Origin of the sequence: Streptomyces fulvoviolaceus (assembly GCF_000718165.1) — a bacterium.
GTDB classification, from domain to species: domain Bacteria; phylum Actinomycetota; class Actinomycetes; order Streptomycetales; family Streptomycetaceae; genus Streptomyces; species Streptomyces fulvoviolaceus.
On the sequence record NZ_JOEY01000063.1, the window covers coordinates 17,078 to 43,984 of the forward strand.

26 protein-coding genes are annotated in these 26,907 nt (G+C 70.4%); 10 read left to right on the forward strand and 16 right to left on the reverse strand.

The annotated features are described in order from the left end of the window. Positions 1–27 precede the first annotated feature (27 nt). From IG08_RS0145585 to IG08_RS0145630, 10 genes are all read right to left on the reverse strand, one after another. Positions 28–1,104: an MSMEG_0565 family glycosyltransferase gene (locus tag IG08_RS0145585; RefSeq protein ID WP_030618083.1), complete on the reverse strand. Its 1,077-nt coding sequence runs from the start codon at positions 1,102–1,104 to the stop codon at positions 28–30. 5 nt (positions 1,105–1,109) lie between these two features. After that, on the reverse strand, positions 1,110–1,946 hold the full coding sequence (locus tag IG08_RS0145590) for a carbon-nitrogen hydrolase family protein (protein ID WP_030618086.1): 837 nt from the start codon (positions 1,944–1,946) through the stop codon (positions 1,110–1,112). Continuing rightward, entirely contained in the window at positions 1,943–2,794 is an 852-nt protein-coding gene (locus tag IG08_RS0145595) for a carbon-nitrogen hydrolase family protein (protein WP_030618089.1), read from the reverse strand. Before IG08_RS0145595 ends, IG08_RS0145590 begins: the two co-directional genes overlap by 4 nt. Beyond that, a complete protein-coding gene (locus IG08_RS0145600; protein WP_052425169.1) occupies positions 2,791–4,227 on the reverse strand; it encodes an MSMEG_0567/sll0787 family protein in 1,437 nt (478 codons plus the stop codon). Before IG08_RS0145600 ends, IG08_RS0145595 begins: the two co-directional genes overlap by 4 nt. After that, positions 4,227–5,318, reverse strand: coding sequence for an MSMEG_0568 family radical SAM protein (locus IG08_RS0145605; RefSeq protein ID WP_234343141.1), 1,092 nt, complete (start codon positions 5,316–5,318; stop codon positions 4,227–4,229). The genes IG08_RS0145600 and IG08_RS0145605 overlap by 1 nt, the downstream gene beginning before the upstream one ends. 11 nt (positions 5,319–5,329) lie before the next feature. Next, positions 5,330–5,854 carry an MSMEG_0572/Sll0783 family nitrogen starvation response protein gene (locus IG08_RS0145610; protein WP_030618098.1) on the reverse strand — a complete coding sequence of 175 codons (525 nt, stop codon included), beginning with the start codon at positions 5,852–5,854 and terminating at the stop codon, positions 5,330–5,332. Positions 5,855–5,903: 49 nt separating this feature from the next. Continuing rightward, positions 5,904–6,719, reverse strand: coding sequence for an amidohydrolase family protein (locus tag IG08_RS0145615; RefSeq protein WP_030618101.1), 816 nt, complete (start codon positions 6,717–6,719; stop codon positions 5,904–5,906). A gap of 5 nt (positions 6,720–6,724) precedes the next feature. After that, positions 6,725–8,038 (reverse strand): MSMEG_0569 family flavin-dependent oxidoreductase, encoded by a 1,314-nt coding sequence (locus IG08_RS0145620; protein WP_030618106.1) that lies wholly within the window; start codon positions 8,036–8,038, stop codon positions 6,725–6,727. Beyond that, positions 8,035–8,340, reverse strand: coding sequence for an MSMEG_0570 family nitrogen starvation response protein (locus IG08_RS0145625; RefSeq protein WP_030618110.1), 306 nt, complete (start codon positions 8,338–8,340; stop codon positions 8,035–8,037). The genes IG08_RS0145620 and IG08_RS0145625 overlap by 4 nt, the downstream gene beginning before the upstream one ends. A 249-nt stretch (positions 8,341–8,589) precedes the next feature. Then, entirely contained in the window at positions 8,590–10,464 is a 1,875-nt protein-coding gene (locus IG08_RS0145630) for a helix-turn-helix domain-containing protein (protein ID WP_030618114.1), read from the reverse strand. A gap of 157 nt (positions 10,465–10,621) precedes the next feature. Between IG08_RS0145630 and IG08_RS0145635 the strand changes: the two genes are divergently transcribed. The 5 genes from IG08_RS0145635 to IG08_RS0145655 all read left to right on the forward strand — a co-directional run bounded on the left by IG08_RS0145635 (position 10,622) and on the right by IG08_RS0145655 (position 15,349). Then, positions 10,622–11,425, forward strand: a complete 804-nt coding sequence (locus tag IG08_RS0145635) for a class II aldolase/adducin family protein (protein ID WP_030618118.1) — start codon at positions 10,622–10,624, stop codon at positions 11,423–11,425. Positions 11,426–11,433: 8 nt separating this feature from the next. After that, positions 11,434–12,516, forward strand: coding sequence for an enolase C-terminal domain-like protein (locus IG08_RS0145640; protein ID WP_030618122.1), 1,083 nt, complete (start codon positions 11,434–11,436; stop codon positions 12,514–12,516). Positions 12,517–12,604: 88 nt separating this feature from the next. Continuing rightward, positions 12,605–13,627, forward strand: coding sequence for a carbon-nitrogen hydrolase family protein (locus tag IG08_RS0145645; RefSeq protein WP_078655995.1), 1,023 nt, complete (start codon positions 12,605–12,607; stop codon positions 13,625–13,627). A gap of 60 nt (positions 13,628–13,687) precedes the next feature. After that, the gene (locus IG08_RS0145650) at positions 13,688–14,227 is read left to right on the forward strand and encodes a YbhB/YbcL family Raf kinase inhibitor-like protein (protein ID WP_030618129.1); all 540 of its coding nucleotides are present in this window, start codon (positions 13,688–13,690) and stop codon (positions 14,225–14,227) included. Positions 14,228–14,335: 108 nt separating this feature from the next. Then, the gene (locus IG08_RS0145655) at positions 14,336–15,349 is read left to right on the forward strand and encodes a Dyp-type peroxidase (protein WP_078655996.1); all 1,014 of its coding nucleotides are present in this window, start codon (positions 14,336–14,338) and stop codon (positions 15,347–15,349) included. On the opposite strand, the gene IG08_RS0145660 is transcribed toward IG08_RS0145655, so the two are convergent. From IG08_RS0145660 to benA, 6 genes are all read right to left on the reverse strand, one after another. Next, a complete protein-coding gene (locus IG08_RS0145660; protein WP_030618136.1) occupies positions 15,324–18,125 on the reverse strand; it encodes a helix-turn-helix transcriptional regulator in 2,802 nt (933 codons plus the stop codon). The two genes, IG08_RS0145655 and IG08_RS0145660, sit on opposite strands and share 26 nt — an antisense overlap. Next, positions 18,118–19,503: an MFS transporter gene (locus tag IG08_RS0145665; protein ID WP_030618139.1), complete on the reverse strand. Its 1,386-nt coding sequence runs from the start codon at positions 19,501–19,503 to the stop codon at positions 18,118–18,120. Before IG08_RS0145665 ends, IG08_RS0145660 begins: the two co-directional genes overlap by 8 nt. A 141-nt stretch (positions 19,504–19,644) precedes the next feature. Beyond that, positions 19,645–20,430, reverse strand: coding sequence for a benzoate diol dehydrogenase BenD (gene benD, locus IG08_RS0145670; RefSeq protein ID WP_030618142.1), 786 nt, complete (start codon positions 20,428–20,430; stop codon positions 19,645–19,647). Further along, positions 20,427–21,470, reverse strand: coding sequence for a benzoate 1,2-dioxygenase electron transfer component BenC (benC, locus tag IG08_RS0145675; RefSeq protein WP_063757836.1), 1,044 nt, complete (start codon positions 21,468–21,470; stop codon positions 20,427–20,429). Before benC ends, benD begins: the two co-directional genes overlap by 4 nt. A gap of 1 nt (position 21,471) precedes the next feature. Then, a complete protein-coding gene (gene benB / locus IG08_RS0145680) occupies positions 21,472–21,975 on the reverse strand; it encodes a benzoate 1,2-dioxygenase small subunit (RefSeq protein WP_030618148.1) in 504 nt (167 codons plus the stop codon). Beyond that, positions 21,972–23,318, reverse strand: a complete 1,347-nt coding sequence (gene benA / locus IG08_RS0145685; RefSeq protein ID WP_030618151.1) for a benzoate 1,2-dioxygenase large subunit — start codon at positions 23,316–23,318, stop codon at positions 21,972–21,974. The genes benB and benA overlap by 4 nt, the downstream gene beginning before the upstream one ends. Before the next feature lie 239 nt (positions 23,319–23,557). Between benA and IG08_RS0145690 the strand changes: the two genes are divergently transcribed. The 5 genes from IG08_RS0145690 to IG08_RS59555 all read left to right on the forward strand — a co-directional run. Beyond that, positions 23,558–24,499, forward strand: a complete 942-nt coding sequence (locus IG08_RS0145690; protein ID WP_052425168.1) for a LysR substrate-binding domain-containing protein — start codon at positions 23,558–23,560, stop codon at positions 24,497–24,499. Further along, on the forward strand, positions 24,496–25,599 hold the full coding sequence (locus IG08_RS0145695; RefSeq protein ID WP_030618157.1) for a mandelate racemase/muconate lactonizing enzyme family protein: 1,104 nt from the start codon (positions 24,496–24,498) through the stop codon (positions 25,597–25,599). Before IG08_RS0145690 ends, IG08_RS0145695 begins: the two co-directional genes overlap by 4 nt. Positions 25,600–25,639: 40 nt before the next feature. Next, positions 25,640–26,494: a catechol 1,2-dioxygenase gene (gene catA / locus IG08_RS0145700; protein ID WP_030618159.1), complete on the forward strand. Its 855-nt coding sequence runs from the start codon at positions 25,640–25,642 to the stop codon at positions 26,492–26,494. A gap of 6 nt (positions 26,495–26,500) precedes the next feature. Then, positions 26,501–26,785, forward strand: a complete 285-nt coding sequence (catC, locus tag IG08_RS0145705) for a muconolactone Delta-isomerase (RefSeq protein ID WP_030618162.1) — start codon at positions 26,501–26,503, stop codon at positions 26,783–26,785. Then, positions 26,785–26,907: CoA-transferase (locus IG08_RS59555; protein WP_275937270.1), on the forward strand; the 123-nt coding region annotated here is incomplete at its 3' end. The genes catC and IG08_RS59555, both read left to right, overlap by 1 nt.

Here is a 26,907-nt window from a genome sequence, read left to right on the forward strand (position 1 = left end):
TCTACGGCAGCCCCCACCGCCGAGCGTTCAGTTCAGGGAGCGGTAGAAGTCCAGGTGGCGTCGCGCGGCGGTGTCCCAGGTGTGGCGGGCGGCCAGTTCCCGGCCGGCGGCCCGCCTGGCCGGGTCGTGTCGCGTGAGGGCCTGGCCGAGTTCGGCGGCCAGGTCTTCCGGGGTGGCGCCGAAGCGGGCGGTGGCTCCGAAGACCTCGCGCAGGACGGGGAGGTCGCGGACGACCAGCGGGACCCCGGCGGCCAGCGCCTCCATCGCGGCGAGCCCGAAGCCCTCCTTGAGGGACGGGAAGGCGAAGGTGTCGGCGGCGGCGACCAGGGGCGGGAGTTCCTCGTCGGGGACCGGTCCGAGGACGACCGGTTCGACACCGAGTTCGGACGCCCGGGACTCCCAACGGGCGCGGTAGTCCCGGTAGTCGAAGAGGGTCTCACCGCCCGCGACCACCAGCCGTACGCCGGGATGTTCGGTCCGCAGGAGCGCGTACGCCTCCAGCAGGTCGAGGGAGCCCTTGCGGGGTTCGATACCGCCGACGGTGAGGACGTAGTGGCCGAGGCGGGCGCGCCAGGCCGCCCGAGCCGCCATGTCGGTGGCCGCGAACCGCTCGTATGCCACTCCGTTCGCGATGACCTCCGCCTTCAGGTCCCAGCCCGCGGCGAGTTCGTCCGCGACCGACCGTGAGACACAGATGTGCGCGTAGGGCTCGACGATGGCCCGTTCGTGGCAGGCGGCCAGTTCGGGCGTGGTGAAGTGGTCGAGGTGGTGGACGGTGCGGATGCAGCGGCCCGCCGCGTTGGCGCTGATGCAGTCCTGGGCGTGGACGATGTCGTAGAGGGTGGGGTCGAAGGCGTCGCGGAGGGTGGCGATGGAGCGCAGGATGCGCTCGCCGACGGTCTCGCCCTCCGGGCCGTCGGGGAACGGCACGATCCGTGTCCGCACGTCCGGGCTGACCTCTCGGAAGAAGCCGGAGTCGCCACCCCGCCCCAGCGACCAGACGGTGACGTCCTCACCGGCTGCGGCCAGTGCCTCGGCGAGGGCGAGGGTGTGGACGACGCCGCCGCGTGGCTTGGTGGAATAGCTGAGCAGCGCGATCTTCATCGTCGTCACGAAGGGTTCTCCCGGTAGGCGGCGGGCCTGCGCTCGTCGAGGTGGCGCAGGACGCGGCGGGCGCGGTCGATCTCCTCGGCGATGTCGATCTCGGCCACGGCCAGGCCCGCCTTGGCCCAGGTGCGGGCGAGGATGTCGCCGCCGGGGCCGACGACCTTGGCCTGGCCGAGGAAGCGCATGCCGCCCATGGCGCCGGTCTGGTTGGAGGAGGCGAGGACGACCTGGTTCTCGGCGGCGCGGGCCTGGTCGTAGAGGTCGAAGAGCTTGGCCTGGCGGTCCTGGGCCATGCGCGGGGCGCGGTTGGTGATGCTGGTGGGCCAGGCCGACAGGCAGGCGAGGATTTCCGCGCCGTCCAACGCCAGCGACCGTGCGGACTCCGGGAACGTCTTGTCGTAGTCGATGAGCATGCCGATCCGGCCGACCGGAGTGTCGAAGGCGTCGAAGCGGTCGCCCGGGGCGTAGGCGGCGACCTCGCCGGCCGGGAGGTGGACCTTGCGGTGGCGGCCGAGAATCCCGTCGCCGCTGACGCAGACGGCGGCGTTGTGGCGCTCGTCACCACCGTCCTCGCAGTAGCCGACGCAGACCACCATCTCGGCCGCCAGGCGGGCGACTTGGAGGATCAGCGGGTCGTCCGGCTTGAGCGCCGGGGGCAGCGCCTCGGGGTCGGGGTGACGCAGGTCCGCGAGGTAGCCCCCGAGCGCGGCGTCGGGCAGGACCAGCAGGCCGGCCCCCGAGGACCGGGCGTCGTCGATGAGTTTCGCGATGCGGGCCAGGTCGAACTCCAGGTCGCGGCCGAAGTGGGCGGCGGCGGCCGCGATCCGGATCGTGCTCATGTGCTGACTGCTCCTGCGTGGGTGTAGGTTTCCGGGCGCCGGTCGCGCAGGTGCCCCATCGAGCGGCGGGCGGTCTCCAGGGCCTGGGCGACGTCGAGTTCGGCGATCGCCAGGCCGGCTTCGACACCGGTGTCGGCGATGATCTCGCCGCCCGGGTCGACGACCTTGGCGCTCCCGACGAAGCGTAGCGACCCGAACGTACCCGCCTGGTTCGCGGAGATCCATACGATCTGGTTCTCCAGTGCGCGGGCCCGGTCGAAGAGGTCGAAGCGGCGCTTCCAGCGGTCGTTGACGAGGTCGGTCGCGGCGTTGGTGCGCGCGCCGGGCCAGGCCGAGACGACCACACCGATCTCGGCGCCGTCCAGCGCGAGGGCGCGGGCGGATTCGGGGAAGGCCTTGTCGTAGCAGATCATCATGCCGATCCTGCCGACCGGGGTGTCGAAGGCGTGGAAGCGGTCACCGGAGGCGTAGCTGGCGTCCTCGCTGAGCGGCTGGTGGACCTTGCGGTGGTTGCCGAGCACGCCGTCGCCGTTGACGCAGACGACGCTGTTGTAGCGGTGTCCGTCCGCACCCGCCTCGCAGTAGCCCGCGACGACGGTCATCTCACCCGCCAGGGAGGCCAGGCGGCGGATCTCGGGACCGTCGAGGGCGAGCGCGGGTGGCCCTGCGTCGAGTTCGACATCATTGTCCAGGCTGAGGAGATAGCCGCCCAGGCAGGCCTCCGGCAGGGCCAGCAGCCGTACGCCCGCGGCCCGGGCCTCCTTGATCAGCCGCTCGGCGATCGCGAAGTCCTCTTCCAGGTCGCGGCCGAACTCGGCGGCCACGGCCGCCATACGCAGGGTGCTCATGCTGTCCCCATCCCGGTCACCGTGGAGGTGACCGCTTCTGTGATCTCTCCGTCGGGCCAGCGCAGCCCGACGCCGTGTCCTTCTGTCAGCTCCCCGCACACGGCGCCCGTCGCGGGCCCGGCGGCAAGCGGCGGGGCACCGGGCGCATCGGTGGTGAGCATCGCGAAGCCGGGGAAGCAGGTCAGCCAGTCACCCGTGGACGCCTCACTCGGCCGGGGTACGGCGGCCACGTCGAGCACGGCCCCGCAGCCGCTCGCCTCGGCGAGCATGCCGAGGGTCCCGGCGATCCCGGCCATCGACACGTCCTTCGCGGCGGCGGGCCTGGTGGCGGCCACCGCGCCGGTCATGGCACGCAGTTCGCCCGTACGACGGTGGGTGGTCGAGTCCCACTGGCGGCCCCGGTAACCCGCGCGCCAGCTCCCGCCGAGGTCGGCGGTCAGCCGTACGGTGTGTCCGGGACGCCCGCCGCCGCCCGGCACCGGATGGTCCGTGCGTCCGAGTGCGGTGACCGACAGGGCTGCGGGTACGCCCAGTTGGGTGTGCCCGCCGAGGACCGGCACGCCGTACGCGTCGGCCGCGCGCGCCAGTCCGGCGAGGATCCGTGCGGCGTGCACCGCGTCCTTCGCGCCCACCGCGTCGAGCAGTCCGAGCGGTGAAGCACCCATTGCCGCAAGGTCGTTGACGTTCACGAGGACCGAGCACCAGCCCGCCCACTCGGGATCCCTCTCGACCATGGACGGCACGATCGCGTCGCAGGCGGCGATCACGTCCGTACCGGGGACGGGCGCGCCGTCGTCACCGGCGAAACCCGCGGGAGCGGGCAGCGCGGCGAGCAGGGGTCCCAGCACGGCCTTCGTGACCGCCGCCTGTGCCGCGATCCGTGCGATCGGCCACCGCATCAGCACGTGTGGCGCACCCGCGACCGTCGCCTCACGCACCCGGCGCCAGCCGAGCCGCTTGAAGAGGACCTCATTGCGGGCCTGGACCGTCGCGTCGAAGCGCAGCGCCCCCTCGGCCTCCGCCCGCGCGCAGGCCGCCCGGACGAGTGCGGCCCCGATGCCCTGCGGGCCGCGGGCGCCGGGTGCGACGACGAGTCGGCCGCCGGCCCACCAGCCGATGTCGAGGCCGTCCGCGACAGGACCGAGCCGTACGCCGCCGACGACAGCTCCCACGTGGTCCTTGGCGACCAGCACGAGCGTACGAGGATCGGCGTCCCGGTCATCCAGGTCGTGGCCCGTGAAGAGGCCCTGCTCGTGGACGAAGGCGTCCCGGCGCAGTCGGCGGTAGGCGGCCAACTCATCTTTGTCGGCGGCCTGTTCGATATGGAAGGCAGGTCGGCGAGCGAGAGTGCTGCGGTCTCCGAGAAGCGCCAGGATGTCGACCGGCCTGTCCGCCACGGGCAGTGCCGTGGAGCCGTCGAGGTACCCGGACATCACCCACCCGCCGTCTTCAGCACGCTGCACGCCCCGCACGCCGCGCAGCCGGCCTTCTGGTCGGCGCCGCTCATCCCGGCGGCGCGCAGTTTCGCGGCGACGCCCTCGGTGACGTACCGCAGCAGGTCCGCGTCCGGGGCGCCGGCCCCGTCGCGGGCAGCGAGCGTGCCGCCCATCGGGCGGAAGGGCACGACGAACGGGTACACGCCCCGGTCGATCAACTCCCCCGCGCCCGCGATGAGTTCGTCGGCATCCTCGCCCAGGCCGACGAGCAGATAGGTGGAGACCCGATTGGGCCCGAAGACGCGGACGGCCTCGTCCCACGCCGCCTCGTACTCGGACATCGGGACGGTGGACTTGCCGGGCATCCAGCGCCGCCGCACCTCGTCGTCGAGGGATTCGACATGGATGCCGATGGCGGTGGCGCCGGCCTCGTGCAGTTCCCGTATCCAGGAGAGGTCCCCGGGCGGTTCGCACTGCACCTGGATGGGCAGTCCGGGCACCGCCTCGAGAACGGCACGCACGGACCGTACGAGATTCCGTGCGCCCCGGTCCGCGCCGGTCGTCGTGCCCGTGGTCATCACCATCTGCTTGACACCGTCCAACCGCACCGCCGCTTCGGCGACTTCGGCGAGCTGGGCCGGGGTCTTCGCGGCGACCGTCGCTCCGGAGCGCAGGGACTCCTCAATGGTGCAGAAGCGGCAGCGGTCGGCCTCGGCGTAGCGGATACAGGTCTGGACGACGGTGGTGGCGAGGACGTCCGAGCCGTGCAGCCGGGCGATCTGTTCGTAGCGGGTGCCGTCGGCCGTGGTCAGGTCGTAGAACTTCGGGCGGCGTACGGCGGTCAGGGTCAGGCCGGTGTCCTCGTCGCCGAGCCACACCTTGCCGTCGCGTACGGAGTAGGGGCTGTCGGGGTTGGTGGGCAGCGCGGCGTTGGCACCGTCGACGAGGACGTGCCCGTCGTCGCTGGGCCCCGCGCCGTCGGGCCGTCGCACGGGCGCGTCCAACGCCACTCCGTGCAGGGCGAGTTCGGCGCGGGTCATGATCCGCACATCCACCGCCGTACTTGTCGTATCGGTGCCAACGCTCACGGTCGTCCTCCCTACAGCTGGTAGGTGGAGTTGATGATGGCGCCCTTGCGCGCGTAGTGGATCAGCGCGTCCTGGACGTCGAGGGGGTGGGTGGGGATGACGCCCTCGATGAGGTCCTCCTCGCGGGCGCCGTGCAGGGACAGCCCGAAGCGGCAGCAGAAGACCTTGCCGCCCTCGGCGATGAACGTCTTGAGCTGGTTGTTGATGTTGTGCTCGCCGGGGAAGGCGGAGTTGCCGACCGTCGGGAAGCCGCGCGTGGCCAGGCAGTTGAGCGAACCCGGGCCGTAGAAGTAGATGGCCGTCTCGAAGCCCTTGCGCAGGGCGCGGGTCGCCTGGAGGACGGCGACGAAGGACACCGAGGACTCGTGGGCGATGCCGTGGACGAGGGTGAAGTAGGTCTCGCCGTCCTCGGCCTTGTAGTCGGGGAAGACCTTGGTGTCGCCGTAGATGCTGGTGCCCTCGGGCAGGGACGGGTGAGGGATCTCGTTGAGGGACTTCTGCTCGATCTCGCTGAGCTCGACGGTGGTTTCGGACATGTCTGTCTCCTTGTACGAGTGGTGCGAACGGGTCGGTGGGTGGGGACGGTCAGTCGTAGAGCGAGGCGAACGTGTCCCGGAAGACCAGCTCGCCGAGTTCGCCGCCACCGGTCGCTTCGGCGAGCCGGGCGTACTCGCCCGTGAAGTCGCCCCACGGCTGGTCACTGGCGAAGAGCACCCGGTCGTGGCCGATACCGCGGCGCTCGATCTCCTGGGCCAGCCAACGCGGCGTGAAGCCGATGGCCCAGGAGAGGTCGGTGTAGACCCGCTTGCCGCCTTCGATCCAGTCGAAGAACCGCGAGCCGACAAGCTTGATGTGGCCGCTCATCCCGCCGCCGAAGTGCACGAGATGGACGGGGACCCGGTCGGCGTACCAGTCGACGAGGTGGCCGACCTCGTCGATGTCGGAGGCCGCACCCGGTGAGGTGTGGACGTGCACCACGAGGTCCAGGCGTTCGGCCTCGTGGAAGATGCGGTCCAGGAGGGGGCGACAAGCCGGGTCCGTCGGGCGCCCGCCCAGCAGAAAGCTGAGTTTCAGCGCCTTCACGCCTTGTTCGCGGGCCAGGGCGAGGGCGTGCGCGGTGCGGTGCTCGTCCTCGGGGCGCGGGGACACCCACAGCCCGGCCCGGATCCGGTCGTCGCTCTGGGCGGCCTCGATCGCCAGCTCGTTGAAGGAGAAGGCGATCTCGGGGTCGGGGACCCCGTAGTTGGGGATGACCAGGGCGCGTTCGGTGCCCTCCGCGTCCAGGTCGGCGATCAGCTGCTTGACGGTGGCGCGGGCGGTGGTGTCGGGGTTGACGGGCGGTCCGCCGTAGAAGGGGTACGCGGGCAGGACGCCGATGTGGCGGTGTGCGTCGAAGACCATGAGCTTCAGCCGATCGGGAGCGCGGAGGTGAGTTCGCTGGGGGCGCCGGTGAGGGTGCCGCAGACATCCGCCATACGGCGCGAGGCGTCGATGTGGTTCGCGAGGAACTCCGCGTCCCGGCCCACCGCCTCGAAGCGTCCGGAGCCCCACGAGTACTGCCAGGGCAGACCCAGGAAGTACAGGCCGGGCGTGCTGGTGGCGCCGCGCCAGTGCATCGGGTAGCCGCGCCCGTCGAAGGCGGGTATCTCGACCCACCGGTGGTCGCGGGTGAATCCGGTCGACCAGACGACCGAGGTGATACCGGCCTCGGCCAGATCGAGCGCGTCGGGCTGCTCGGAGGGTTCCCACACGGGGACGTACCGGGGCTCGTCGGGAGCCTCGATCCCCTGTGCGGTGATGTGCGCGTCGATGCTGTCCTTGATGCCTTCGGCGACGGCGTCCGCCCGGTCGAGGTTGACCTTCAGGTCGTCGGCGAAGTCGAGTGTCGCGCCGTCGATGCCGGTCAGCCGCCCGTACAGGCGCATTCCGTCGCGTGCGAAGGCGCGCAGGTCGATGTCACGGCCTCCGTCGCGCCCGGTGACGTAGTGGTTGACCCGCATCCGGACGGCACCCGCGTCGTCGAACTCGTCGATGCCCTTGTTGTAGTAGCCCATGTCGTCCAGCCAGGCGACGCAGTCCCGGCCGCGGTAGAAGCGGGCGACGCGGGGCGCGCTGCCGACGGCCAGGTGGACCTGTCGGCCGGCCAGGTGCAGATCCTCGGCGATCTGGCAGCCGGACTGTCCCGTGCCGACCACCAGGACGGCACCCTCGGGCACCTGTTCCGGGTTGCGGTAGCGGGAGGAGTGGATCTGCTCGACGCCGACGGGCAGTCGCTCGGCCATGCGCGGAACGGACGGGGTGTGGTACGGGCCGGTGGCCACGACCACCTGGTCGGCGGTGAACTTCCCCTCGGTGGTGGCCAGTTCGAAGATCCCGCCGACGCCTCGGCGCAGCCCGGTGACGGACACGCCCTCCACGAGCGGGGGCTGGAAGAAGGCGACGTACTCCTCCAGATACCGGATGATCTCGTCGCGGACCATGAAGCCGTCGGGGTCGTCCCCCTGGTAGGGGTAACCAGGCAGTTTGCACTGCCAGTTGGGGGTCACCAGACAGAACGATCCCCAGCGGCGCTCGCGCCACTCGTGGCCGACCCGGTTCCGCTCGACGACGACGTGCTCGATGCCGCGCTCGCGCAGGCAGTAACTGACCGACAGACCGGCCTGACCGCCGCCGACGACCGCCACCGGGTAGTGGGCTCCCGCCAGCCGCCGCGCGTTCACCGCACGCTCCCGTCGGCGTTGCTCAGGGCCTCGACGGTGACCTCGGCCCCGTGCAGGGAGGCGTACGCGGCCGCGGTCTCCTCGATCTGCGCCAGCTGGTCGGACGCCCCGGTGCACGCGAACCCGTACTTCTCGCGCACCCGGTCGCTCGCGATGCCGAGCGCCGTCCGGCTCCGTTCCACGAAGTCCCCGAGTTCGTACACGCCACCGGTGGTGAGATAGTCCTCGATTACCGTAGAAGGTGAGTAACAACGCTGGGTCTCGCCGTCGGGCCAGCGCACATGGAAATACAGCTCAGGCATGAAAATCCTCCATGCGAGGCGCCGAGGCCTTGACACCTCGTCGCTGCTTATGAAGACCACTTCAGCCAGTGGGAATTACCGAACGAGGTCATCCGGAATAAAGCAGGGTTACCGAATTCTCACCGCGAGCATGGTTCAGGTACGCAGAATTGCCTCTGAGGCAAATCGGCGGCACGAAAAGAGCCCCGGCCAGTGTGAATTCAACTTGCCGGGGCTCAAGAGACCGGTCGGGCACTGCAGGGGACGTGATCAGCCCGGTGCGACATCGGCCTGGTCGACCTGTCGGGCCAGGTCGTGCAGGTGGACCGCAAGCTGAAGCCTCAGGGCGTTGTCGGGCTGTTGCCAGTCCTGCCCGAGCAGGCCGCCGATGCGCTCGATCCGCTTGAGGAGCGTGTTGGTGTGGATGTGCAGGGCGCGGGCGGTGCCGGCGACGTTGCGGGAGTTGGCGAAGTACGCGGTGAGGGTGCCCAGTAGGTCGGCTCCCCGCTCGGCGTCGTGAGCGACGACCCGGCCGACGGACTCCTCGAGGAACGACTCCAGGTCCTGGGCCCGGTCAGGATCGAACAGGATCGCGTACATCGCGAGGCGCTCCGTGCCGGCGCCGCCGTCACGCACTCCGATCCCGCGCAGCAGTCGGCAGCAGCGGCTCGCCAGGGTGACGCCGCCGCCGAGTGGTTCCGCGACGGGCGGGACAGGTGCGGCACAGACGAGAACGGGGGCGCCGAGCCCTCGCCTGAGACGCTGGTGAACGCTTCTCGCGGCCTGGTCGGCGCCCTGGGCGCCCCGGGTACGGATCAGCGCGACGGGGACACCGAGGTGCTCGCCCGCCAGGCCGTCGTACTCTTCCGCGATGCCGTGCAACAGACGGGTGGTGTCGCTCAGACGGCCGTCCGCCGCGTCCACCACCAGGACGGTGTCGAGCTGCGAGGGCTCGATGTGCCTGGCGCGTGCGCGCAGCGCGAGCTCGGAGGAGAACGGGCGTGGGGCGGTGAGCAGTTGGGTGAGCAGTTCGCCCCGTACGCGTTCCTCGGCCCGTACGACGGCGTCCTGCGTGAGGGTCAGCAGGGCAGCGGTCTGTGCGGCGCGCTCCAGGGTGCGCGCCTCGACCGGCGTCGGGTCGCTGTGGCGTGAGAGGACCAGGGCGCCCATGTGAGTCGCGCCGACCATGACCGCCGCCACGGTGTGGCGCAGCATGGCGCCGCGGTCGACGGTGACGCAGCGTCCCGACCTCCGGCTCTCCTCGATGCCGTGGACGATCGCCGCGGCCATGCGCGGGGCGGCGGCGAGGAGGGCTCGCTCGCGCACCTTCGCCTCGTCCTCGTCGGCGGGCTGCCCGCGCGAGACGAGGACACGCTCGGCGTGATCGAGGACCAGTACACCGCCGCCCAGGGTGTCCGCGACGAGGTCCGCGACGGCGCCCACGTCACCGCCGACCAGCACCACACGGGTGAGCGCCTCGTGGACGGCTTCGGCGGCCTTGATGGTGGCGTACGCCGTTTCCAGGGCGTGCAGCGCCCGTCGGCTCTCGTCGTAGAGACGGGCGTTCTCCAGCGCCACCGCGGCGTGGTCCCCGAAGGCGCTCAGCAGGGCGACGTCGTCCCGGACGAACGGCCGCTCCTCCCGGTTCGCCGCGATCAGCGTGCCGAGGAACCGGTCGCCCGCGACCAGCGGAACCCCGAGCATCGACACGATGCCCTCCGCCTCGATGGCGGCGTCGACCACCGGATCGTGGACGATCTCGGTCGACGCCAGGTAGTCGCTCTCCCAGTACGGAGCCCGCGTGCCGGCCACCCGCCCGGCGATGCCGACGTGGGCCGGCGCGTGCACCCGCTCGTCGAAACCCGAGGTGAGTGTGCCGGCCGTGGCACGCACCCGCAGATGCGTCCCGTTCTCCTCCAGCACCGTCAGGTAGGCGATGTCGGTGCCGATCAGGTCATGGGCGTTCTCGACGACACTGGCCAGCACCTCGTCCAGTCCCCGCAGGACGGTCACGGAACGTGCCGTGGCGTACAGGCTGGACAGCTCACGCTCCCGGCGACGCTGCCGTTCGATCAGCTCCCGGACGTGCTCCGCGGGGTAGTGGTCCTGGAAATCCTCGGTGTGGTCATCCTCGGCGCGATCCATGAGACGTCCGCTCCAGCACTTGGCAGGGTGTGTGAATCATACGCCGGACAGGTGGACCTAGTGGAGGGTTCACACCTCCGCCTGGTCGGCGCGGCCTCATAGCCTTTCAAGCGACGGCCGCTCCCCCGGCCCTTCGATCGCCAGGGAAGGATCGCGCATGATCACATCCCCTCACCCGACCAGTCCCACCTGGGGCACCATCGCCCTGCCCGACCCCACGGTCCGGGAGCGCGTCAGTGCGCAGGAGTGGGCGGTACGAGTCGATCTGGCCGCCTGCTACCGGCTGATCGCCCGGTTCGGCTGGACCGACATGATCTACAACCACATCTCCGCCCGGGTACCCGGCACCCACGACCGGTTCCTGATCAACGCGTTCGGCCTGCTCTACGAAGAGATCTGTGCGTCGAACCTGGTCACGGTCGACCTGGCGGGCAACGTCCTGGACGGTCCCGAGTCGGGTGCGAATCCGGCCGGCTTCATCATCCACTCCGCCATCCACCAGGCCCGCCCCGAGGTGGCCTGCGTACTGCACACCCACAGCAAGGCCGGTTCAGCCGTGGCGGCCCAGCCGCGCGGACTGCTCGACATCAGCCAGCACGCCATGCGGTTCCACGGCCGACTCGCCTACCACGACTTCGGCGGCATCGTGCTGGACGAGGCGATGCAGGACAAGCTGGTCGGCGACCTCGGCGACAAGCGGGCGCTGATCCTGCGCAACCACGGCCTGCTCACCACCGGCGAGGACGTCCGCTCGGCGTTCGAGGACCTCTACTACCTCGAACTGGCCTGCCAGATCCAGGTGGCAGCCCAGGCCGGCGGCGCGGTCATCGAATGCGACGAGGAGATCGCCGAGCACACCGCCCGGCAGTTCGACACGTCCAACGAGGCCTTCATCCACGGCCGCGACTGGGCCGCCCTGCGCCGCCTGCTCGACCGCACCGATCCGTCGTACGCGCAGTGAGCCGTTCGATGGAGAGCCCACACCTCACGATGCGGTCGGTACGAGCGCGCGCCGTCGACGTCCCCCTGGCCCGGCCGGTCCGGACGGCCGTCGGTGACGTCCCCACGGCGCCGCTCGTCCTGATCGACGTCGACACCCACGAGGGGATCCGCGGCCGGTCGTACCTCTTCGGTTACACGGACCGGACGCTGGGCGCCCTGGTCCGCCTCATCTCCGACATCGGGCCCGAGCTCGTCGGGAAGTCCGTGGCTCCGGCGGAGCGCATGCGTGACTTCGACCGGCGCTTCAAGCTCCTGGGGTGGCAGGGCCTCGTGGGGATGGTGGTGGGCGGCCTCGACATGGCCCTGTGGGACGTGCTCGGCCAGGCGACCGGGCTGCCCGTCGTCACCCTGCTCGGCGGCGAGCCCAAACCCCTGCCCGCCTACGACAGTTACGGCGTCGTCGACCCGGCCGAGGACGCCCCGGTCCTGGAGAAGGCGGTCGCCCGCGGCTTCCGCGGCATCAAGATCAAACTCGCGGGCCGGACCGCCGAGGACGACGTGAAGGTCGTACGGGAGGTCCGGGCGACCATCGGCCCCGACGTGGCGCTGATGGTCGACTACAACCAGTCGCTCACTCCCCCCGAGGCGCTGAAGCGGATCAACAAGCTCGCCGTGTACGACCTCACCTGGGTGGAGGAGCCGGTGCCCGCCGACGACCTGCACGGCCATGCCGCTGTCCGCCGTGCCTCGCCCGTCCCCGTACAGACGGGTGAGAACTGGTGGTTCCCGCGCGGCATGGCGAACGCGATCGCCGCCCGGGCCAGTGATCTCTGCATGCTGGACATCATGAAGATCGGCGGCGTGACCGGCTGGATCCAGGCCATGGGCCAGGCGGACGCGGCCTCCCTCCCCCTGTCCAGCCACCTCTTCATGGAGGCGAGCGCGCACACCCTGGCCGTGACCCCGACGGCCCACTGGCTGGAGCACCTCGACTTCGCCGGACCCCTGCTGGCCGAGTCCATGGAGCCGGTGGACGGCACGGTCACCGCCCGGGGACCCGGACTCGGCATCGCTTGGGACGAGGAGGCCGTGGCGCACTTCAGCTGCTGAGAGTTTCTGAGCCGGATCCTCACCCACCCGCACCGGAGGACACCGCTCCCACATGCACACCTGATCGAACTGAGATGGAGTACGAGACGTGTCTTCCGTAGTGCGCGTAGCGGCCGTACAGGCCGAACCCAAGTGGCTGGACCTCGACGCCGGAGTGGCCCACGCCGTGGACCTCATCGCCCAGGCCGCGGCCGGCGGGGCCGAACTGGTCGCGTTCCCCGAGGTGTTCCTGCCCGGCTACCCGTGGTGGATCTGGCTGGACTCCCCCCTCGCCGGCATGCAGTACGTCGCCCGGTACGCGGAGAACTCCATGACCCGCGACGGAGAACACCTGGCCCGCATCGCCGCGGCCGCCGCCGAGCACCACGTCTTCGTCGTCCTCGGCTTCGCCGAACGCACCATCACCGGCAGCCTCTACATGGCCCAGGCGACCATCGACGACACCGGCCGCATCCTCTCCGTACGCCGCAAACTCAAGCCGACCCACGCCGAGCGCACCGTCTACGGCGAGGGCGACGGCAGCGACATCCAGGTCCACGAGACCAGACTCGGCCGGCTGGGCGCGCTGAACTGTGCCGAGAACATGCAGCCGCTGACCAAGTACACGATGTACAGCAAGGGCGAGCAGATCCACGTCGCCTCCTGGCCCAGCTTCTCCGTCTACCGGGGCAAGGCGACGGCGCTCGGCCCCGAGGTGAACACCGCCGTCAGCCTCGTGTACGCCGTCGAGGGCCAGACCTTCGTCCTCGCGCCCTGCGCCACGGTCGGCCAGGCCGCCCAGGACCTGTTCTGCGACACCGACGCCAAGAAGGAACTCCTGCTGCAGGGCGGCGGCTTCACCCGCATCTACGGCCCCGAGGGCAGCGAACTCGCCAAGCCCCTGTCCGAGACCGAGGAGGGCATCCTCTACGCCGACCTCGACTTCGCCCTCCTCGCCATCGCCAAGAACGCCTACGACCCGGCCGGCCACTACTCCCGCCCGGACGTCTTCAGTCTCACGTTCAACCCGAACCCGACCCATGCGGTCCAGCAGGTCGGCCCGACCGGCGATGCCGCCACTGCCGCCACTGCCGCCGTCGAGCAGGAGGACTCCGGTGACGAGCGTCCGTGAATCCCGGCGTTCCGGGAATGTCCGTCTGTCTCCGCCCGTCTCCGTGAAAGGAACAACACCATGAGCGCCAACGACCCCTTCGCCCGTCTCCCCGAGGCGGCGACCTTCACCGTCACCAGCACCACACTGACCGACGGCGCCCCCCTGCCCGGCGAGCAGATGTCCGGTCTCTTCGGCATCCCGGGCGGCAAGGACGTCTCCCCGCAACTGTCGTGGAGCGGCGCCCCCGAGGGCACCAGGAGCTACGCCGTGACGATGTACGACCCGGACGCCCCGACCGGCTCCGGCTTCTGGCACTGGGCCGTGGCCGACCTCCCCGCCACCGTCACCGAGCTGCCCGAGGGCATCGGCGACGACACCGGCTCGAACCTTCCCGAGGGCGCCTTCCAGGTGCCCAACGACGCCCGCACCGGGCGCTTCATCGGCGCGGCCCCGCCGGCCGGGCACGGCCCGCACCGCTACGTCTTCGTGGTGCACGCCCTCGACGTCGAGACCATCGGCATCCCGGCCGACAGCACCCCCGCGTTCCTCGGCTTCACCATGGCCCGCCACATCCTCGGCCGCGCGGTCCTGACCGCCACGGCGGAGACCCCCGCCTGACCCCCTGATCATCGAAGACGCCCCGACGAAGCGGGCTCCGGATGAGAGGCTGATCGAGTCCGGCGCCCGTCTTCGCCAAAGAATTTCGCCGAAGAACCAGGAGTGTTCGTGCCCGAGCCGCAGCCCGTCCCGCAGGCGGTACTGAGCCCACTCACCAGTTCCGCCGTCTTCCTGGTCGTGACCGTCGATCGCGGCGGGGAGCAGGTCGTACGGGAGCTGCTGAGCGACCTCGCCGGTCTGGTGCGCGCGGTCGGTTTCCGGGTCCCGGAAGGGGCGCTGACCTGCGTCACCGGCATCGGCTCCGATGCCTGGGACCGGCTGTTCGCCGGGCCCAGGCCGGCCGAGCTGCATCCCTTCCGGGAAGTGGCCGGCGCGCGGCACACCGCGCCCGCCACCCCGGGCGACCTGCTCTTCCACATCAAGGCCGGGCAGCCGGACCTGTGCTTCGAGCTGGCCACGCAGCTGATGGACCGGCTGCGCGGAGCGGTCACCGTCCACGACGAGGTGTCCGGTTTCAAGTACTTCGACGAACGCGACCTGCTCGGCTTCGTCGACGGGACCGAGAACCCCACCGGATCCGCCTCGAACGCCGCCGTCGTGATCGGTGCCGCCGATCCGGACCAGGACCCGGCCTTCACCGGCGGCAGCTACGTCGTCGTGCAGAAGTACCTGCACGACCTGCCCGCCTGGAACGCCCTGCCGGTCGAGGCCCAGGAACGGGCGGTCGGCCGCCGCAAGCTCTCCGACATCGAACTGCCCGACGACCTCAAGCCCGCCGACTCGCACGTCGCGCTCACCAACATCACCGACCCGGACGGCACGGAGCGGCAGATCCTGCGCGACAACATGCCCTTCGGCGCGCCCGGGCGGGGCGAGTTCGGCACCTACTTCATCGGCTACACCAGCAGTCCGTCGGTCATCGAGCGCATGCTGGAGAACATGTTCATCGGCGATCCGCCGGGCAGCCACGACCGACTGCTCGACTTCTCCACCGCGGTCACCGGCACCCTGTTCCACGTCCCCACCGCCGACTTCCTCGACGACCCGCCCGCCGCCCCGGAACCGGCGGTCGTCGGCCGGGCCGCCGACGGGCCGGTCACTCGGGATCCGGCATCTCCCTGAACCGCGCGGCGAGTTCGCTGCGGGAGCGGATGCCGAGCTTGGCGTAGACGTGGGTCAGGTGGTACTGGACGGTCTTGACGGAGATGAACAGTTCCAGTGCCGCCTGCTGGTTGGTCGCCCCGGCGGCCACCAGCCGGGCCACGGCCTGCTCCTGCGGGGTGAGCTTGGACAGGCCCGGCGGTGTGCGGCTGGTGTGCAGGCCGCCTGCCTGGAGTTCACGGTCGCAGCGCGCCACGTAGGTGCGGGCGCCGAGGGTGAGGTAGGCGTCGCGGGCGTTCCTGAGGACGGTGTCGGCCTCACGGCGCTTGCCGGCGCGCCGCAGGGTCTGGCCGTAGGCGAAGTTGACCCGGGCGCGGTCGTACGGCAGGGGCAGGTGTTCGAGGTGTGCGAGGGCCTGCTCGAACTCCTTGCGGGCGGTGTCGATGTCGCCGCGTGCCGCGGTGAGTCGGCCGCGGGCCAGGCCGAGGCGGGCCATCGGGGAGCAGAGGCCGCGGCGGGCAGCCAGCTCCTCGTGCGGGGTGAGGAAGCTGTCGGCCTCCTCGAGGCGGCCGGTCATCACCAGGGCGTTGGCGTAGACGTCCGGCCACGGCCAGAACCCGGGTTCGTCGATCGATGCCCGGACGGTGAGCTGGACCACCGGGGACAGCGCCTCGACGGCCCTCTCGTAGTCGCCGCGGGCTTCGGCGACCTGAGCGCGGGCCAGACAGGCCGGGATCAGCATGACCTCGTAGTGGTGGAGGTCGGCGGCGGCCTCGCCCACATGGCGGTCGGCCGCCTCCCAGTCGCCGCGCAGGGCGTGGATCTGGGCCGCGGTCCAGTGCACCAGCGGGCGGCACAGCTCGATGCGGGACTCGGCGAGGCGGGCGGCGGCGCGCTGCACGGTCTCCAGAGCCTCGTCCCACGCGCCCAGCGCGAACTGAGTGCGGGCCAGCCAGCCCTGCGCCCACAGGGAGATGCGGGTGGAGCCCATGCGGTAGCCGGTGGGGACGGCCGCTTCGAGGCGACGGCGGGCGGCTTCCGGGGCGTCCAGGGCGAGGTCGACCCAGCCGCGGCCGAGCTGGAAGCGCTGCGGCTGGGCGCCGCCGGGCAGTTTGGCGGCGGCCGCCTCGTACGCGGCCAGGGACTCCTCGGGGCGGCCCAGGGTGGCCAGGCCGAGGCCGAGCACGGCCTCCGACTCGATCGCCGAGGGGTCGTCGGGGTCGGCCAGCTCGACGGCCCGGCGGGCCCAGGTGACCAGGTCGCGCCCGTCGAAGCGGCCCAGGGCGTGCAGCACGCGCCGCTGGCAGATCCTCGCCATCAGGTCGGGATGGCGCCCCGGGTCGCATCGCTCCCAGGCGTCGGTCAGGAAGGTCTCTGCCTCCGCGGGCCGTCCGCGCGTGATCGCCAGATAGCCGAGGACCGCGTCCCGCTGGGTGGAGGCCGGGAAACTCTCCAGTTCCGCGGCGAACGCCGCCGCCTGGGGCACGTCCCCGGCGCCGACCATGGCGTCGACGGCACGCAGCAACCGGTCCTCGCGCAGGGCGCGTGCGCTGCTCAGCCGGCCGGCCCGCACCAGGGTGTCGGCCACGGTGGACCACTCCCCCGCAAAGGCCCGCTCGGCGGCGTACCGGTCGAGTTCGTCGGCGAGCGTGTCGTCCGTCGTGGTGGTGGCGGCCACCCGGTGGGTCAGCCGGCGTCCGCGGTCCTCGGTGATCTCCGCCGCGCGCCGATGGAGTCCGGCACGCCGGGTCAGATCGATGCCGGTGAGGACGGCGGCGCGGGCGAGGGGGTGGGTGAAGGTCAGCTGGGCGTGCCCGGGGTCGATGGTCGCGGTCAGCAGGCCGGCCGCTCGTGCCTCGTCCACGGCGGGCAGGGGGTTGTCGACTCCGGCCAGTTCGGCGGCTTCGGCGAGTGAGGTGTCGTCCCCGAGGACGGAACAGGCCTCCACCAGGTGCCGGGCACTCTCACCGCACCGGGTGAGCCGGTGGTGAATGGCCGAGGTGTAGCGGGCGGGCGCGGGCAGTTCGGGGCGCCAGTCCTGCCAGGTCTCGCGGGGCAGCTCGCGCAGCAGCTGGCTGAGGTGGCGGGGGTTGCCCCGTGTGTGGCGGCACAGGTGGCGGGCGGCCGGCAGGTCCAGGGTGAGTCCGTGGGCCTCACGGGCGAGGACCCTGACGTCCTGGGGAGTCAGTGGGCCCGGCCGTACGGCGTCGTCCTGGCAGCCGTCGAGGAACTCCAGGGTCCGCAGGACCGGCAGGGGCAGGTCCTCGTGTGCGCTTCTCACCTCGTACAGCTCGTATGGCTCGTCCCGCGCGATCAGGACGACGAGCACCTTCTCGTCCGACATCCTGCGCACCGCGGACCGCACGGCCCGCAGGCTCTCCACGTCGGCCCAGTGGGCGTCGTCGACGACCACGACCACGGGTTCCCGCTCCTGCCGGGCCGCCCACTGGCGGTGGAGGAGACGGCCGGTGTCCAGTACCGCCTGCGGCGATGCCGGATCGGGCAGCTCAGGGGCGGTTCCCAGGGCTCGTACGAGCTGTTGCGCGATCCCGAGCGGCAGGCCCGACTCCCAGGACACCCCGGCGGTCCGAAGGATGCGAGGCGGCACCTGATCGACACGTGCCGGGTGCTCGTGGAGGACGTGCTCGACGAGCGCCGTCTTGCCGATGCCCGCCGGACCCTCGACCAGCAGCAGCGCGGGGTGTCCGGAGCGGGCGGCATCGACCGTGCGGGTCAGCGCGGCGACCTCGCCGACCCGCCCGATCAGGCTTCGCTGCAGCTCAGGACGGTCAATCATGTGCCAGAACGCTAGCACCACCGCTGGTCAGCGGGCCGGGTACGGACGCATCCGGGACGGCGGCAGACTCGGTGGCCCGGCGCGGGACGAAGCAGGTCACGAGTGCGCCGAGGACGGCCACTCCGGCGAAGATGTAGAAGGCGTGGCGCGGGGAGAACCCGGCGCTGATGAGCGCCCCGCCGACGAGGGGGCCGCCGATCCCGCCGAGCCGGCCGAAACCGGCGCACCAGGCGACGCCTGCCGCACGGGCCACGGTGTCGTAGTAGTGGGACACGAAGCCGTAGATCAGGACCTGGGTGCCGATGGTGCCCACACCGGCGACCGCGACCAGGGCCAGCAGGACCCCGAGCGGCACCCCCAGAGTGAGCAGGCTCAGGGCGGCGGCTGCCAGCACGAACGTCGTCGCGATCACACGTTTCGGGCCGAGCCGGTCGGCGGACCGCGAGGCGAGGAGGCCGCCGACGATGGCACCGCCGTTGAGGGTGAGCAGGAAGAGCAGGGCGTACGACTTGCCGAAGCCGCTCTGTCCCATGATCTCGGGCAACCAGGTGTTGAGGGCGTAGGTGAGCAGCAGGCCCGAGCTGCTCATCAGGCCGAGGAGGAGCGTGGGCAGGGCGTAGCGGCGGGTGGCGAGTGCGGCGAAGCCGACCTTGGTCTTCTCCTCCACCGCACGAGGTTCCGCCTCACTCGGTGTCGTGTCGGGCAGGGGAACGCCCGTGCGCTCGGAGACCTCACGGGCCCGCACGGCGTGTCCGCGGGCGAGCAGCCACTTGGGCGACTCGGGCAGCCGCAACAGGGCGAGCGGCAGGAGGAGGACGAGGGGGGCGGCACCGAACAGGAACAGCATGCGCCAGCCGTCGCCGTCGGAGGCGAGCAGCGCCAGCAGGGCCGCGAGGACACCACCGGCGGGGACACCGCTGTAGACGATCGCGTTGTACACGTTGCGGCGATGGGGCGGGGCGAACTCGGCGATCAGGGCACCGACGGTGGCCACCAGCGCTCCCACCCCGATCCCGGTGAGGAAGCGCAGGGCGCCGAAGACGGTGATGTCGGTGGCGAACGCGCTCAGCCCCATGGCGATCGAGAACCACACGATGCCCGTCAGCATGACGCGGCGCCGCCCGATGTGGTCCCCGACCGCGCCGGCGGTCAGGGCACCGACCATGACGCCGACGAGCGCGTACGACCCGAGGGCTCCGGCCTGGCCCACGGTGAGGGTGCCGATCTGGCTCGGATCCCGCAGCAGGACGGGGACGACAGTGCCGTAGACGACCAGGTCGTAGCCGTCGAAGACGAGGGCGGCGGTGGCGATGGCGACGATCCAGCGCAGGGTGGCGCGGTGCCGTGGGTCGGCGGTTCTGTGCTGCTCTGTGTTCATTGTGGTGACCCCATGTTCGTGGGAGCGGATGGGCCTGTCTCCGCTGCCCGGCCGCAAAGGGGGGAGGAAGCCGGGCAGCAGCATGTGGGGATGAAGAGGTGATCTGCATCAAGGGATGCGGGGAGAGCGGGAGTTGAGCGGTCAGCCGAGGTCGCCGCCGGCGACGGGCAGGACCGTGCCGGTGATGTAGGAGGCCTCGTCGGAGGCGAGGAAGCAGATCGCGGCGGCCTGCTCGTCGAGCGTGCCGTACCGCTTCAGCAGGCTGGAGGAGAGGGTCTGGTCGATGTGGGCCTGGTACCAGTCCTTCTCCCGCGCGGTCCGCGGCGACGGCGTGCCCCGGGAGATCCGGCGCGGGGGCGCCTCGGTCCCGCCCGGCGCGGTGGCGACCACACGGATGCCGACGTCGGCGCATTCGAAGGCGAGCGAGGCGGTGAGCGCGTTGATGCCGCCCTTGGCCGCGGAGTACGGGATGCGGTGGACGCCGCGGGTCGCGCACGAGGACACGTTGACGATCACGCCGTGTCCCTGCTCTGTCATCGTCGGCAGCGCCGCACGGCAGGACCACAGCGTCGTCAGGAGCGAGCGGGTGATCTCCGCCTCGATCTCCTGGGCGGAGAACTCGGTGAACGGCTTGAAGTTGATCGCTCCGCCCACGTTGTTGACCAGGACGTCGATCCGGCCGTGGTGCTCCAGCGCGGCGGCGATCGCCTCCTCCGCCCCGGCGTAGGCCTCCAGGTCGGCGGTGACGGAGTGCGCGCCCAGTTCGGAGGCCGCCTCGTGGACCAGCTCGGACCGGTCCACGAGGGTCAGCTGGGCGGATTCGGCGGCCAGGCGGCGGGCGACGGCGAGGCCTATGCCCTGGGCTGCCCCGGTGACCACGACCGTCTTGCCGGCGAACCGGTCGGTGTGGATGGTGCTCGCGCTCATGCCGCCTCCGCCGTCTGTCGTACGGCGGCCGGCGTGAACTTCTCGTAGTGGAAGCTCGTCGGGGTGATCCCGAGGGACGAGATGTGGCTGCGCACCCCCTCGACCATGGCGGGCGGCCCGCAGAGATAGACATCCACGTCGCCGTCGTACAGCGTCGAGGAGTCGATCAGTCCGGTGACGAACCCCTTGTTGCGGGCGGTGCTGTCAGGGGCGGCCACGCAGTGGTCGAAGGTGAATCCCGGAATGACCTCGGCGTAGTCCCCCAGGGTGTCCAGGTGCACGAGGTCCTGGTCGGTGGTGACGCCGTAGAGCAGGTGCACCGGGTGCGTGAGCCGCTCCTGCGCCATCCGCTCCAGCATCGACAGCAGTGGCGCGAGGCCGGTGCCGCCCGCCAACAGCAGGGCGGGGCGGGTGAGTTCGCGCAGATAGAAACTGCCCATCGGACCGGTGAACTCGACCCGGTCGCCGACCCGGGCGCGCTCGGCGAGATAGCCGGACATCGCCCCGCCCTCGGTGAGACGCACCAGGAACGACGCCTGTCCCTGCGCGGGGCCGGAGCTGAAGGAGTACGAGCGGCTCTGGTCCGTGCCGGGGACGGTGACGTTGACGTACTGGCCGGGCAGGAAGTCCAGCGCGTCCCGGTCGTCGACGTCGAGTGCGAACTCCACAGTGCTGGCGGAGTGCCGCGTGATGTCGACGAGGGTGGCGGTGTGGGTGGCCGCGGCGGTCTTCGCGGCGGCCGAGGAGGAGGGGATGCGCAGGACGAGGTCGCTGTGCGGGGTCATCTGGCAGGGCAGGCAGTAGCCGTCCGCCGCCTCGTCGTCGGTCAGCGCCTCGTCGATGTAGTCGCCGCCGTCGTAACGGCCGGACTCGCACAGCGACTTGCAGGTGCCGCAGGCACCGTCTCGGCAGTCGAGGGGGATGTTGATGCGGGCCTTGTACGAGGCCTCGGCGACGGTCTCGTCCGGACGGCACTCGACGAACCGGGTGATGCCGTCCTCGAAGTTCAGGGCGACCTGGAAGGACATGGGAGTGCTCATTTCAGACGTGGTAGATGTCGACCACGTGGTGCACGTAGTCGTTCTTCAGGACGACTTTCTTGCTGGTGATCAGCGGGTCGGACCCGGAGACGTCGAGCCGGTAGAAGGACGTGCCGAAGTACGTGTCGACCGTCTGGTAGCGGTAGTAGAGCGTGAACCAGTTGAAGCGCACGTCCACCGAGTCGCCGTCCTGGCCGGTGATCTCGACGTTGGTGATGTTGTGGCCGGTGCGCGGCTCGGGGAGGCTCGTCGCGCTGGAGCGGTCGGTGCGGATGCGGAAGATCCGGTCCTCCAGGCCCGCCCGGCTGGGGTAGTAGATCAGTGAGATCTCACGTTGCGGGTCGCGGGTGAGCCCGTCGTCGTCGGCCCAGGCCGGCATCCAGTACTCGGCGTCCGGGTGGTAGCACTCCAGCCACTTCTCGAACTCGCGGTCGTCGAGGTAGCGCGACTCGCGGTAGAGGAACTGACGTACCGACTCCAGGCTGATCTCGGTCGCTGTCGTCACTTCGCCACCTCCACGGCCTTGTACATGGTCTGCAGCCAGTAGCCGTGCTGGATGGGGAAGAGGCCCTCGTCCTCGGTGCGCACCCCGCTCGCGATCGGGTTGATGCCGATCTTCTTGGCGTCCTCGTCCGGTCCGGCGATCTGGTGCACCGCGCCGCGGCTGAGGTCGTTCCAGGGGGCGGCGCCGGCCAGGTAGGTCTTCTGGCAGGAGCGGAACTCCTCCAGGTCGTCCGGGGTGGCCATGCCGGTGGCGTTGAAGAAGTCCTCGTACTGCCGGATGCGGGTGGCGCGCGCCTCGGCCGACTCGCCCTTGGGGGCGATGCAGTAGATGGTCACCTCGGTCTTGTCGACGGAGATGGGCCTGAAGTGCCGGATCTGCGAGCTGAACTGGTCCATCAGGTAGACGTTGGGGTAGAGACACAGATTGCGGGAGACGCCGATCATCCAGTCGGCCTTCTCCGCGCCGAACTGCTCCACGAGCTCGTCGCGCTTCTCTGCAAGGGGCCGGTTGGCGGGGTCGAGCCACTTGGTCCACAGCAGCAGGTGACCGTGGTCGAAGGAGTAGAAGCCGCCCTGCTGCTTGGACCAGCCGCCCGCGTCCATGGTCTTGGTGTCGTTCTTCGACTCGCCGGACGTACGGCGGGCCTGGGTGGCCGCGTAGTTCCAGTGGGTGGCGGAGACGTGGTAGCCGTCGGCACCGTTCTCCGTCTGCAGCTTCCAGTTGCCGTCGAAGTGGTACGTCGACGAGCCGCGCAGCACCTCCAGGCCCTCCGGGGACTGGTCGACGATCATGTCGATGACGACGGCCGCGTCGCCCAGGTGCTCGGTGAGGGGCTTGACGTCCGGGTTGAGGCTGCCGAAGAGGAAGCCGCGGTAGTTCTCGAAGCGGGCGACCTTGGTCAGGTTGTGCGAGCCGTCCTTGTTGAACTGCTCGGGATAGCCGGCCTCGCGCGGGTCCTTGACCTTCAGCAGCTTGCCGCTGTTGTTGAACGTCCAGCCGTGGAACGGGCAGGTGAAGGTGGTGCGGTTGTCGGTCTTCCGGCGGCAGAGCATCGCGCCGCGGTGGCTGCACGCGTTGATCAGGCAGTGCAGCTCGCCCTGCTTGTCGCGGGAGATGACGACGGGCTGGCGGCCGATGTACGTGGTGAAGTAGTCCCCGACCTCGGGGATCTGGCTCTCGTGCGCGAGATAGACCCAGTTCCCCTCGAAGATGTGCTTCATCTCCAGTTCGAAGAGTTCCTCGTCGGTGAAGACGCTGCGCCGGACCCGGTACACACCGCTGTCCGCGTCCTCCACGAGGGCGTCTTCGAGGATGGTCCGTGCACGACTGAAGTCGTCGGCCATGATCCCGTCCCTTTCGCCTCGACCAGGCCGCCTGGCCGGCAGGCCTCGTTGCCATTGCTTTTCAGCACCATGACAGCGGGATGAAGACTCGGCCCCAGACATTTCCCCAGGGTTGACCCAGGGGGGTATTGATATCGCAGGCATCTCAATACCCTTCAACCAGATATTTGTGGGGTATGGGGTTCGCTCCCTACGCTGAGGCGCATTCGAGGGCCCCGAAACAGGAGAGGGGCAGCCCGATGGAACTCAGGCACCTTCGGTATTTCGCAGCCGTCGCCGAGACGCGTCATTTCGGAAAGGCCGCGGAAAACCTGCACATGGCCCAGCCCCCGCTCTCCCAGGCGATCCGCCGCCTGGAGACGGAACTGGGCGTGGAGCTGTTCACCCGCACCACCCGGCAGGTCGCCCTGACCGGCGCCGGCGAGGTGTTCCGCACCGACGTGGAGCGCATCCTCAAGGCCGTCGACGACGCGGTCGCCAGGGTCGGGCGCTTCGCCTCGGGAGCGGAGGGGGTGCTCAGGGTCGGCCTGACGGGATCCGCCTCGTACCGACAACTGCCCGCACTGGCAAGGCTGGTGAAACGCGAGATGCCACAAGTGATGCTGGAGGTGCACACCGAGATGCTCACGCCTGCCCAGGAAGCGGGGCTGATCGAGCGCCGCCTCGACGTCGGCGTCCTGCGCCCGCCGGTGCGACAGGAGGGAATCGCCCACCGCCCCATCGCCGACGAGCCCCTGATCGTGGCCGTCCCCGAGGAGCACTGGCTCGGCGAGGCGGACTCCGTACGCATGGAGCAGCTGCGGCACGAGGACTTCATCATGTACGGCGCCACGCTCGGCTCCGTCGTCAACGACGCCGTGGTCCGCAGCTGCCTCGCCTCCGGCTACTACCCGCACCGCGCGTACGAGGTCACCGAGACCTCCGCCGCGCTGGCCCTGGTCGCCGCCGGGCTCGGCGTCGCCGTCCTGCCGGACTCGATCCGCTCCGCGCCCCGCGAGGGCGTGCTGTGCAAGGACATCGAGGACGCGCTCTCCGTCCCGCTGGTTCTGGCCTGGCGTGCCGACGACGATTCACCGCTGTTGAACCATCTGCTGGGCGTTCTCGACCAGAACGACGTATTCCTGGCGGCCACTGAGCGGGAAACCCAGGAAACCCATGAGCTCACAGGGGGAACGCCGTGAAAATCACCGCAGTCGATGCCATCCCGTTCGCGATCCCCTACCGGAAGCCGCTGAAATTCGCCAGCGGCGAGGTGCACACAGCCGACCACGTGCTGGTACGCGTGCACACCGACGAGGGCCTGGTCGGCACCGCCGAGGCGCCGCCCCGCCCGTATACCTACGGTGAGACCCAGGAGTCGATCGTCGCGGTGATCGACAAGATCTTCGCGCCGCAGATTCTGGGGTTGACGGCCCTGGAGCGGGAGGCGGTCCACGCCCGTCTGGACCGCACGGTCGGCAACCCGACCGCCAAGGCCGCGATCGACATGGCCCTGTGGGACATCCTCGGTCAGGCCGCCGGCATGCCGGTCTCCGGACTGCTCGGCGGCTACACCGACCGGATGCGGGTGAGCCACATGGTCGGCTTCGCACCGGCGGAGGAGATGGTCGCCGAGGCGGAGCGGATCCGGGACACGTACGGCGTCACCACCTTCAAGGTGAAGGTCGGACGGCAGCCCTACGGCGACGACGTCGCCGCCTGCCGGGCGCTGCGGGAGTCGCTGGGCCCGGACGTGGAGCTGTACATCGACGGCAACCGTGGCTGGACTGCGTCCCAGTCGGCGCGCGCCCTGCGCGAGATGGCCGACCTCGGGCTGACCTTCGCCGAGGAACTCTGCCCCGCCGACGACGTGTTGGGCCGCCGCTGGCTGGTCGCGCAGAGCTCCGTCCCGTTCATCGCCGACGAGAGCGCCACCCGCGCCGCCGAGGTGACCCGTGAACTGCTCGGCGGCTCCGCGACGGCCATCAGCATCAAGACCGCTCGCACCGGCTTCACCGCCTCCCAGCGCGTGCTGCACGAGTGCGAGGGCCTGGGTGTCGAGGTGGTGATGGGCAATCAGATCGACGGCCAGATCGGCACGTTGTGCTCCGTGACCTTCGGAGCGGCCCATCGGTCGGCTTCCCGCCACGCCGGCGAACTGTCCAACTTCCTCGACATGACCGACGACCTCCTCACCGAGCCGCTGACCATCGAGGACGGCACCCTGCGCCTGCGTGAGGGCGCCGGACTCGGTATCGACATCGACCCCGACAAACTCGCCCGCTACCGCCGGGACCACTGACCCGCTTTCAGTCGACCCACTTTCAAGGGACGGAAAGACAATGAGCGACATCATCACCGAGCAGGCCACCGCCGCCGCATCCGGAACCGCCGCCACCGAGCAGTTCCGCAGCAAGCAGCGGACTCAGGCGGCCGACGTGGACACCAAGCGCGTCGACACGCTGGTCTCCGAACTCCTCGCCGCCGCCCACGACATCATCCGCCGCCACAAGGTGACGTACGCCGAGTACGACGTGCTCAAGTCCTGGCTGATCCAGGTCGGCGAGGACGGCGAGTGGCCGCTCTTCCTCGACGTCTGGCTGGAGCACGTCGTGGAGGAGGTCGCCAACGAGAACCGCGAGGGCAGTAAGGGCACGATCGAGGGCCCGTACTACATCCCCGACGCCCCGATCCTGGCCGCCGAGGCGACCCTTCCGATGCGGGACGGCGAGGAGGGCACGGCGCTGCTCTTCCAGGGCCAGGTGAGGAGCGTGGACGGCACGCCGCTGTCCGGCGCCACGGTGGAGATCTGGCACGCCGACAACGACGGCTACTACTCCCAGTTCGCACCCAACCTGCCCGAGTGGAACCTGCGCGGCACCGTCGTCGCCGACGACCGGGGCAACTTCGGGATCCACACCATCGAGCCCGCGCCCTACCAGATCCCCACCGACGGCTCCTGCGGCCGGCTCATCGCCGCGGCGGGCTGGCACGCCTGGCGGCCTGCCCACCTCCACCTGAAGGCGTCGGCGCCGGGTCACCAACTCATCACCACCCAGCTGTACTTCAAGGGCGGCAGCCACGTCGCCGACGACATCGCCTCCGCCGTGAAGCCCGAGCTGATTCTCGACCCCGGCCCGGCGGCGGATGGCGACGGTCGTGAGGTCACGTACGACTTCGTTCTCGACAAGGCGTGATGAGCGATGCTGTTCGCGGTACGCATGGACGTCGACATTCCGCGCGACCTTGACCCCGAGGTCCGCGCGGACCTGGTGGCCCGCGAGAAGGCCTACTGCCAGGAACTGCAGAAGTCCGGTGAGTGGGCGCACATCTGGCGGTGCGTCGGGCAGTACGCCAACATCAGCGTCTTCGATGTCGCCGACAACGAGGCGCTGCACCTGCTCCTGTGGAACCTCCCGCTCTTTCCCTACATGAGCGTCGAGGTCACACCCCTGGCACAGCACCCCTCGGTTCTGGCGGCCGGGTGATGGACAAGGTGGTCGCCACGGCTCTGGAGGCCGTGGCCGATGTGCCGGACGGCGCGTCGCTCGCGGCGGGCGGCTTCGGGCTGAGCGGTGTGCCGAACGTACTGATCCAGGCACTGTACGAG

Coding starts and splice junctions, on each gene's coding strand:
- IG08_RS0145585 (WP_030618083.1), bottom strand. CDS start 1,104: ATGAAGATCGCGCTGCTCAGCTATTCCACCAAGCCACGCGGCGGCGTC.
- IG08_RS0145600 (WP_052425169.1), bottom strand. CDS start 4,227: ATGTCCGGGTACCTCGACGGCTCCACGGCACTGCCCGTGGCGGACAGG.
- benD (WP_030618142.1), bottom strand. CDS start 20,430: ATGAGCGCGAGCACCATCCACACCGACCGGTTCGCCGGCAAGACGGTC.
- IG08_RS0145590 (WP_030618086.1), bottom strand. CDS start 1,946: ATGAGCACGATCCGGATCGCGGCCGCCGCCGCCCACTTCGGCCGCGAC.
- IG08_RS0145665 (WP_030618139.1), bottom strand. CDS start 19,503: ATGAACACAGAGCAGCACAGAACCGCCGACCCACGGCACCGCGCCACC.
- IG08_RS0145595 (WP_030618089.1), bottom strand. CDS start 2,794: ATGAGCACCCTGCGTATGGCGGCCGTGGCCGCCGAGTTCGGCCGCGAC.
- benA (WP_030618151.1), bottom strand. CDS start 23,318: ATGGCCGACGACTTCAGTCGTGCACGGACCATCCTCGAAGACGCCCTC.
- IG08_RS0145635 (WP_030618118.1), top strand. CDS start 10,622: ATGATCACATCCCCTCACCCGACCAGTCCCACCTGGGGCACCATCGCC.
- benC (WP_063757836.1), bottom strand. CDS start 21,470: ATGAGCACTCCCATGTCCTTCCAGGTCGCCCTGAACTTCGAGGACGGC.
- IG08_RS0145610 (WP_030618098.1), bottom strand. CDS start 5,854: ATGTCCGAAACCACCGTCGAGCTCAGCGAGATCGAGCAGAAGTCCCTC.
- IG08_RS0145625 (WP_030618110.1), bottom strand. CDS start 8,340: ATGCCTGAGCTGTATTTCCATGTGCGCTGGCCCGACGGCGAGACCCAG.
- IG08_RS0145650 (WP_030618129.1), top strand. CDS start 13,688: ATGAGCGCCAACGACCCCTTCGCCCGTCTCCCCGAGGCGGCGACCTTC.
- catC (WP_030618162.1), top strand. CDS start 26,501: ATGCTGTTCGCGGTACGCATGGACGTCGACATTCCGCGCGACCTTGAC.
- IG08_RS0145690 (WP_052425168.1), top strand. CDS start 23,558: ATGGAACTCAGGCACCTTCGGTATTTCGCAGCCGTCGCCGAGACGCGT.
- IG08_RS0145660 (WP_030618136.1), bottom strand. CDS start 18,125: ATGATTGACCGTCCTGAGCTGCAGCGAAGCCTGATCGGGCGGGTCGGC.
- catA (WP_030618159.1), top strand. CDS start 25,640: ATGAGCGACATCATCACCGAGCAGGCCACCGCCGCCGCATCCGGAACC.
- IG08_RS0145630 (WP_030618114.1), bottom strand. CDS start 10,464: ATGGATCGCGCCGAGGATGACCACACCGAGGATTTCCAGGACCACTAC.
- IG08_RS0145615 (WP_030618101.1), bottom strand. CDS start 6,719: ATGGTCTTCGACGCACACCGCCACATCGGCGTCCTGCCCGCGTACCCC.
- IG08_RS0145640 (WP_030618122.1), top strand. CDS start 11,434: ATGGAGAGCCCACACCTCACGATGCGGTCGGTACGAGCGCGCGCCGTC.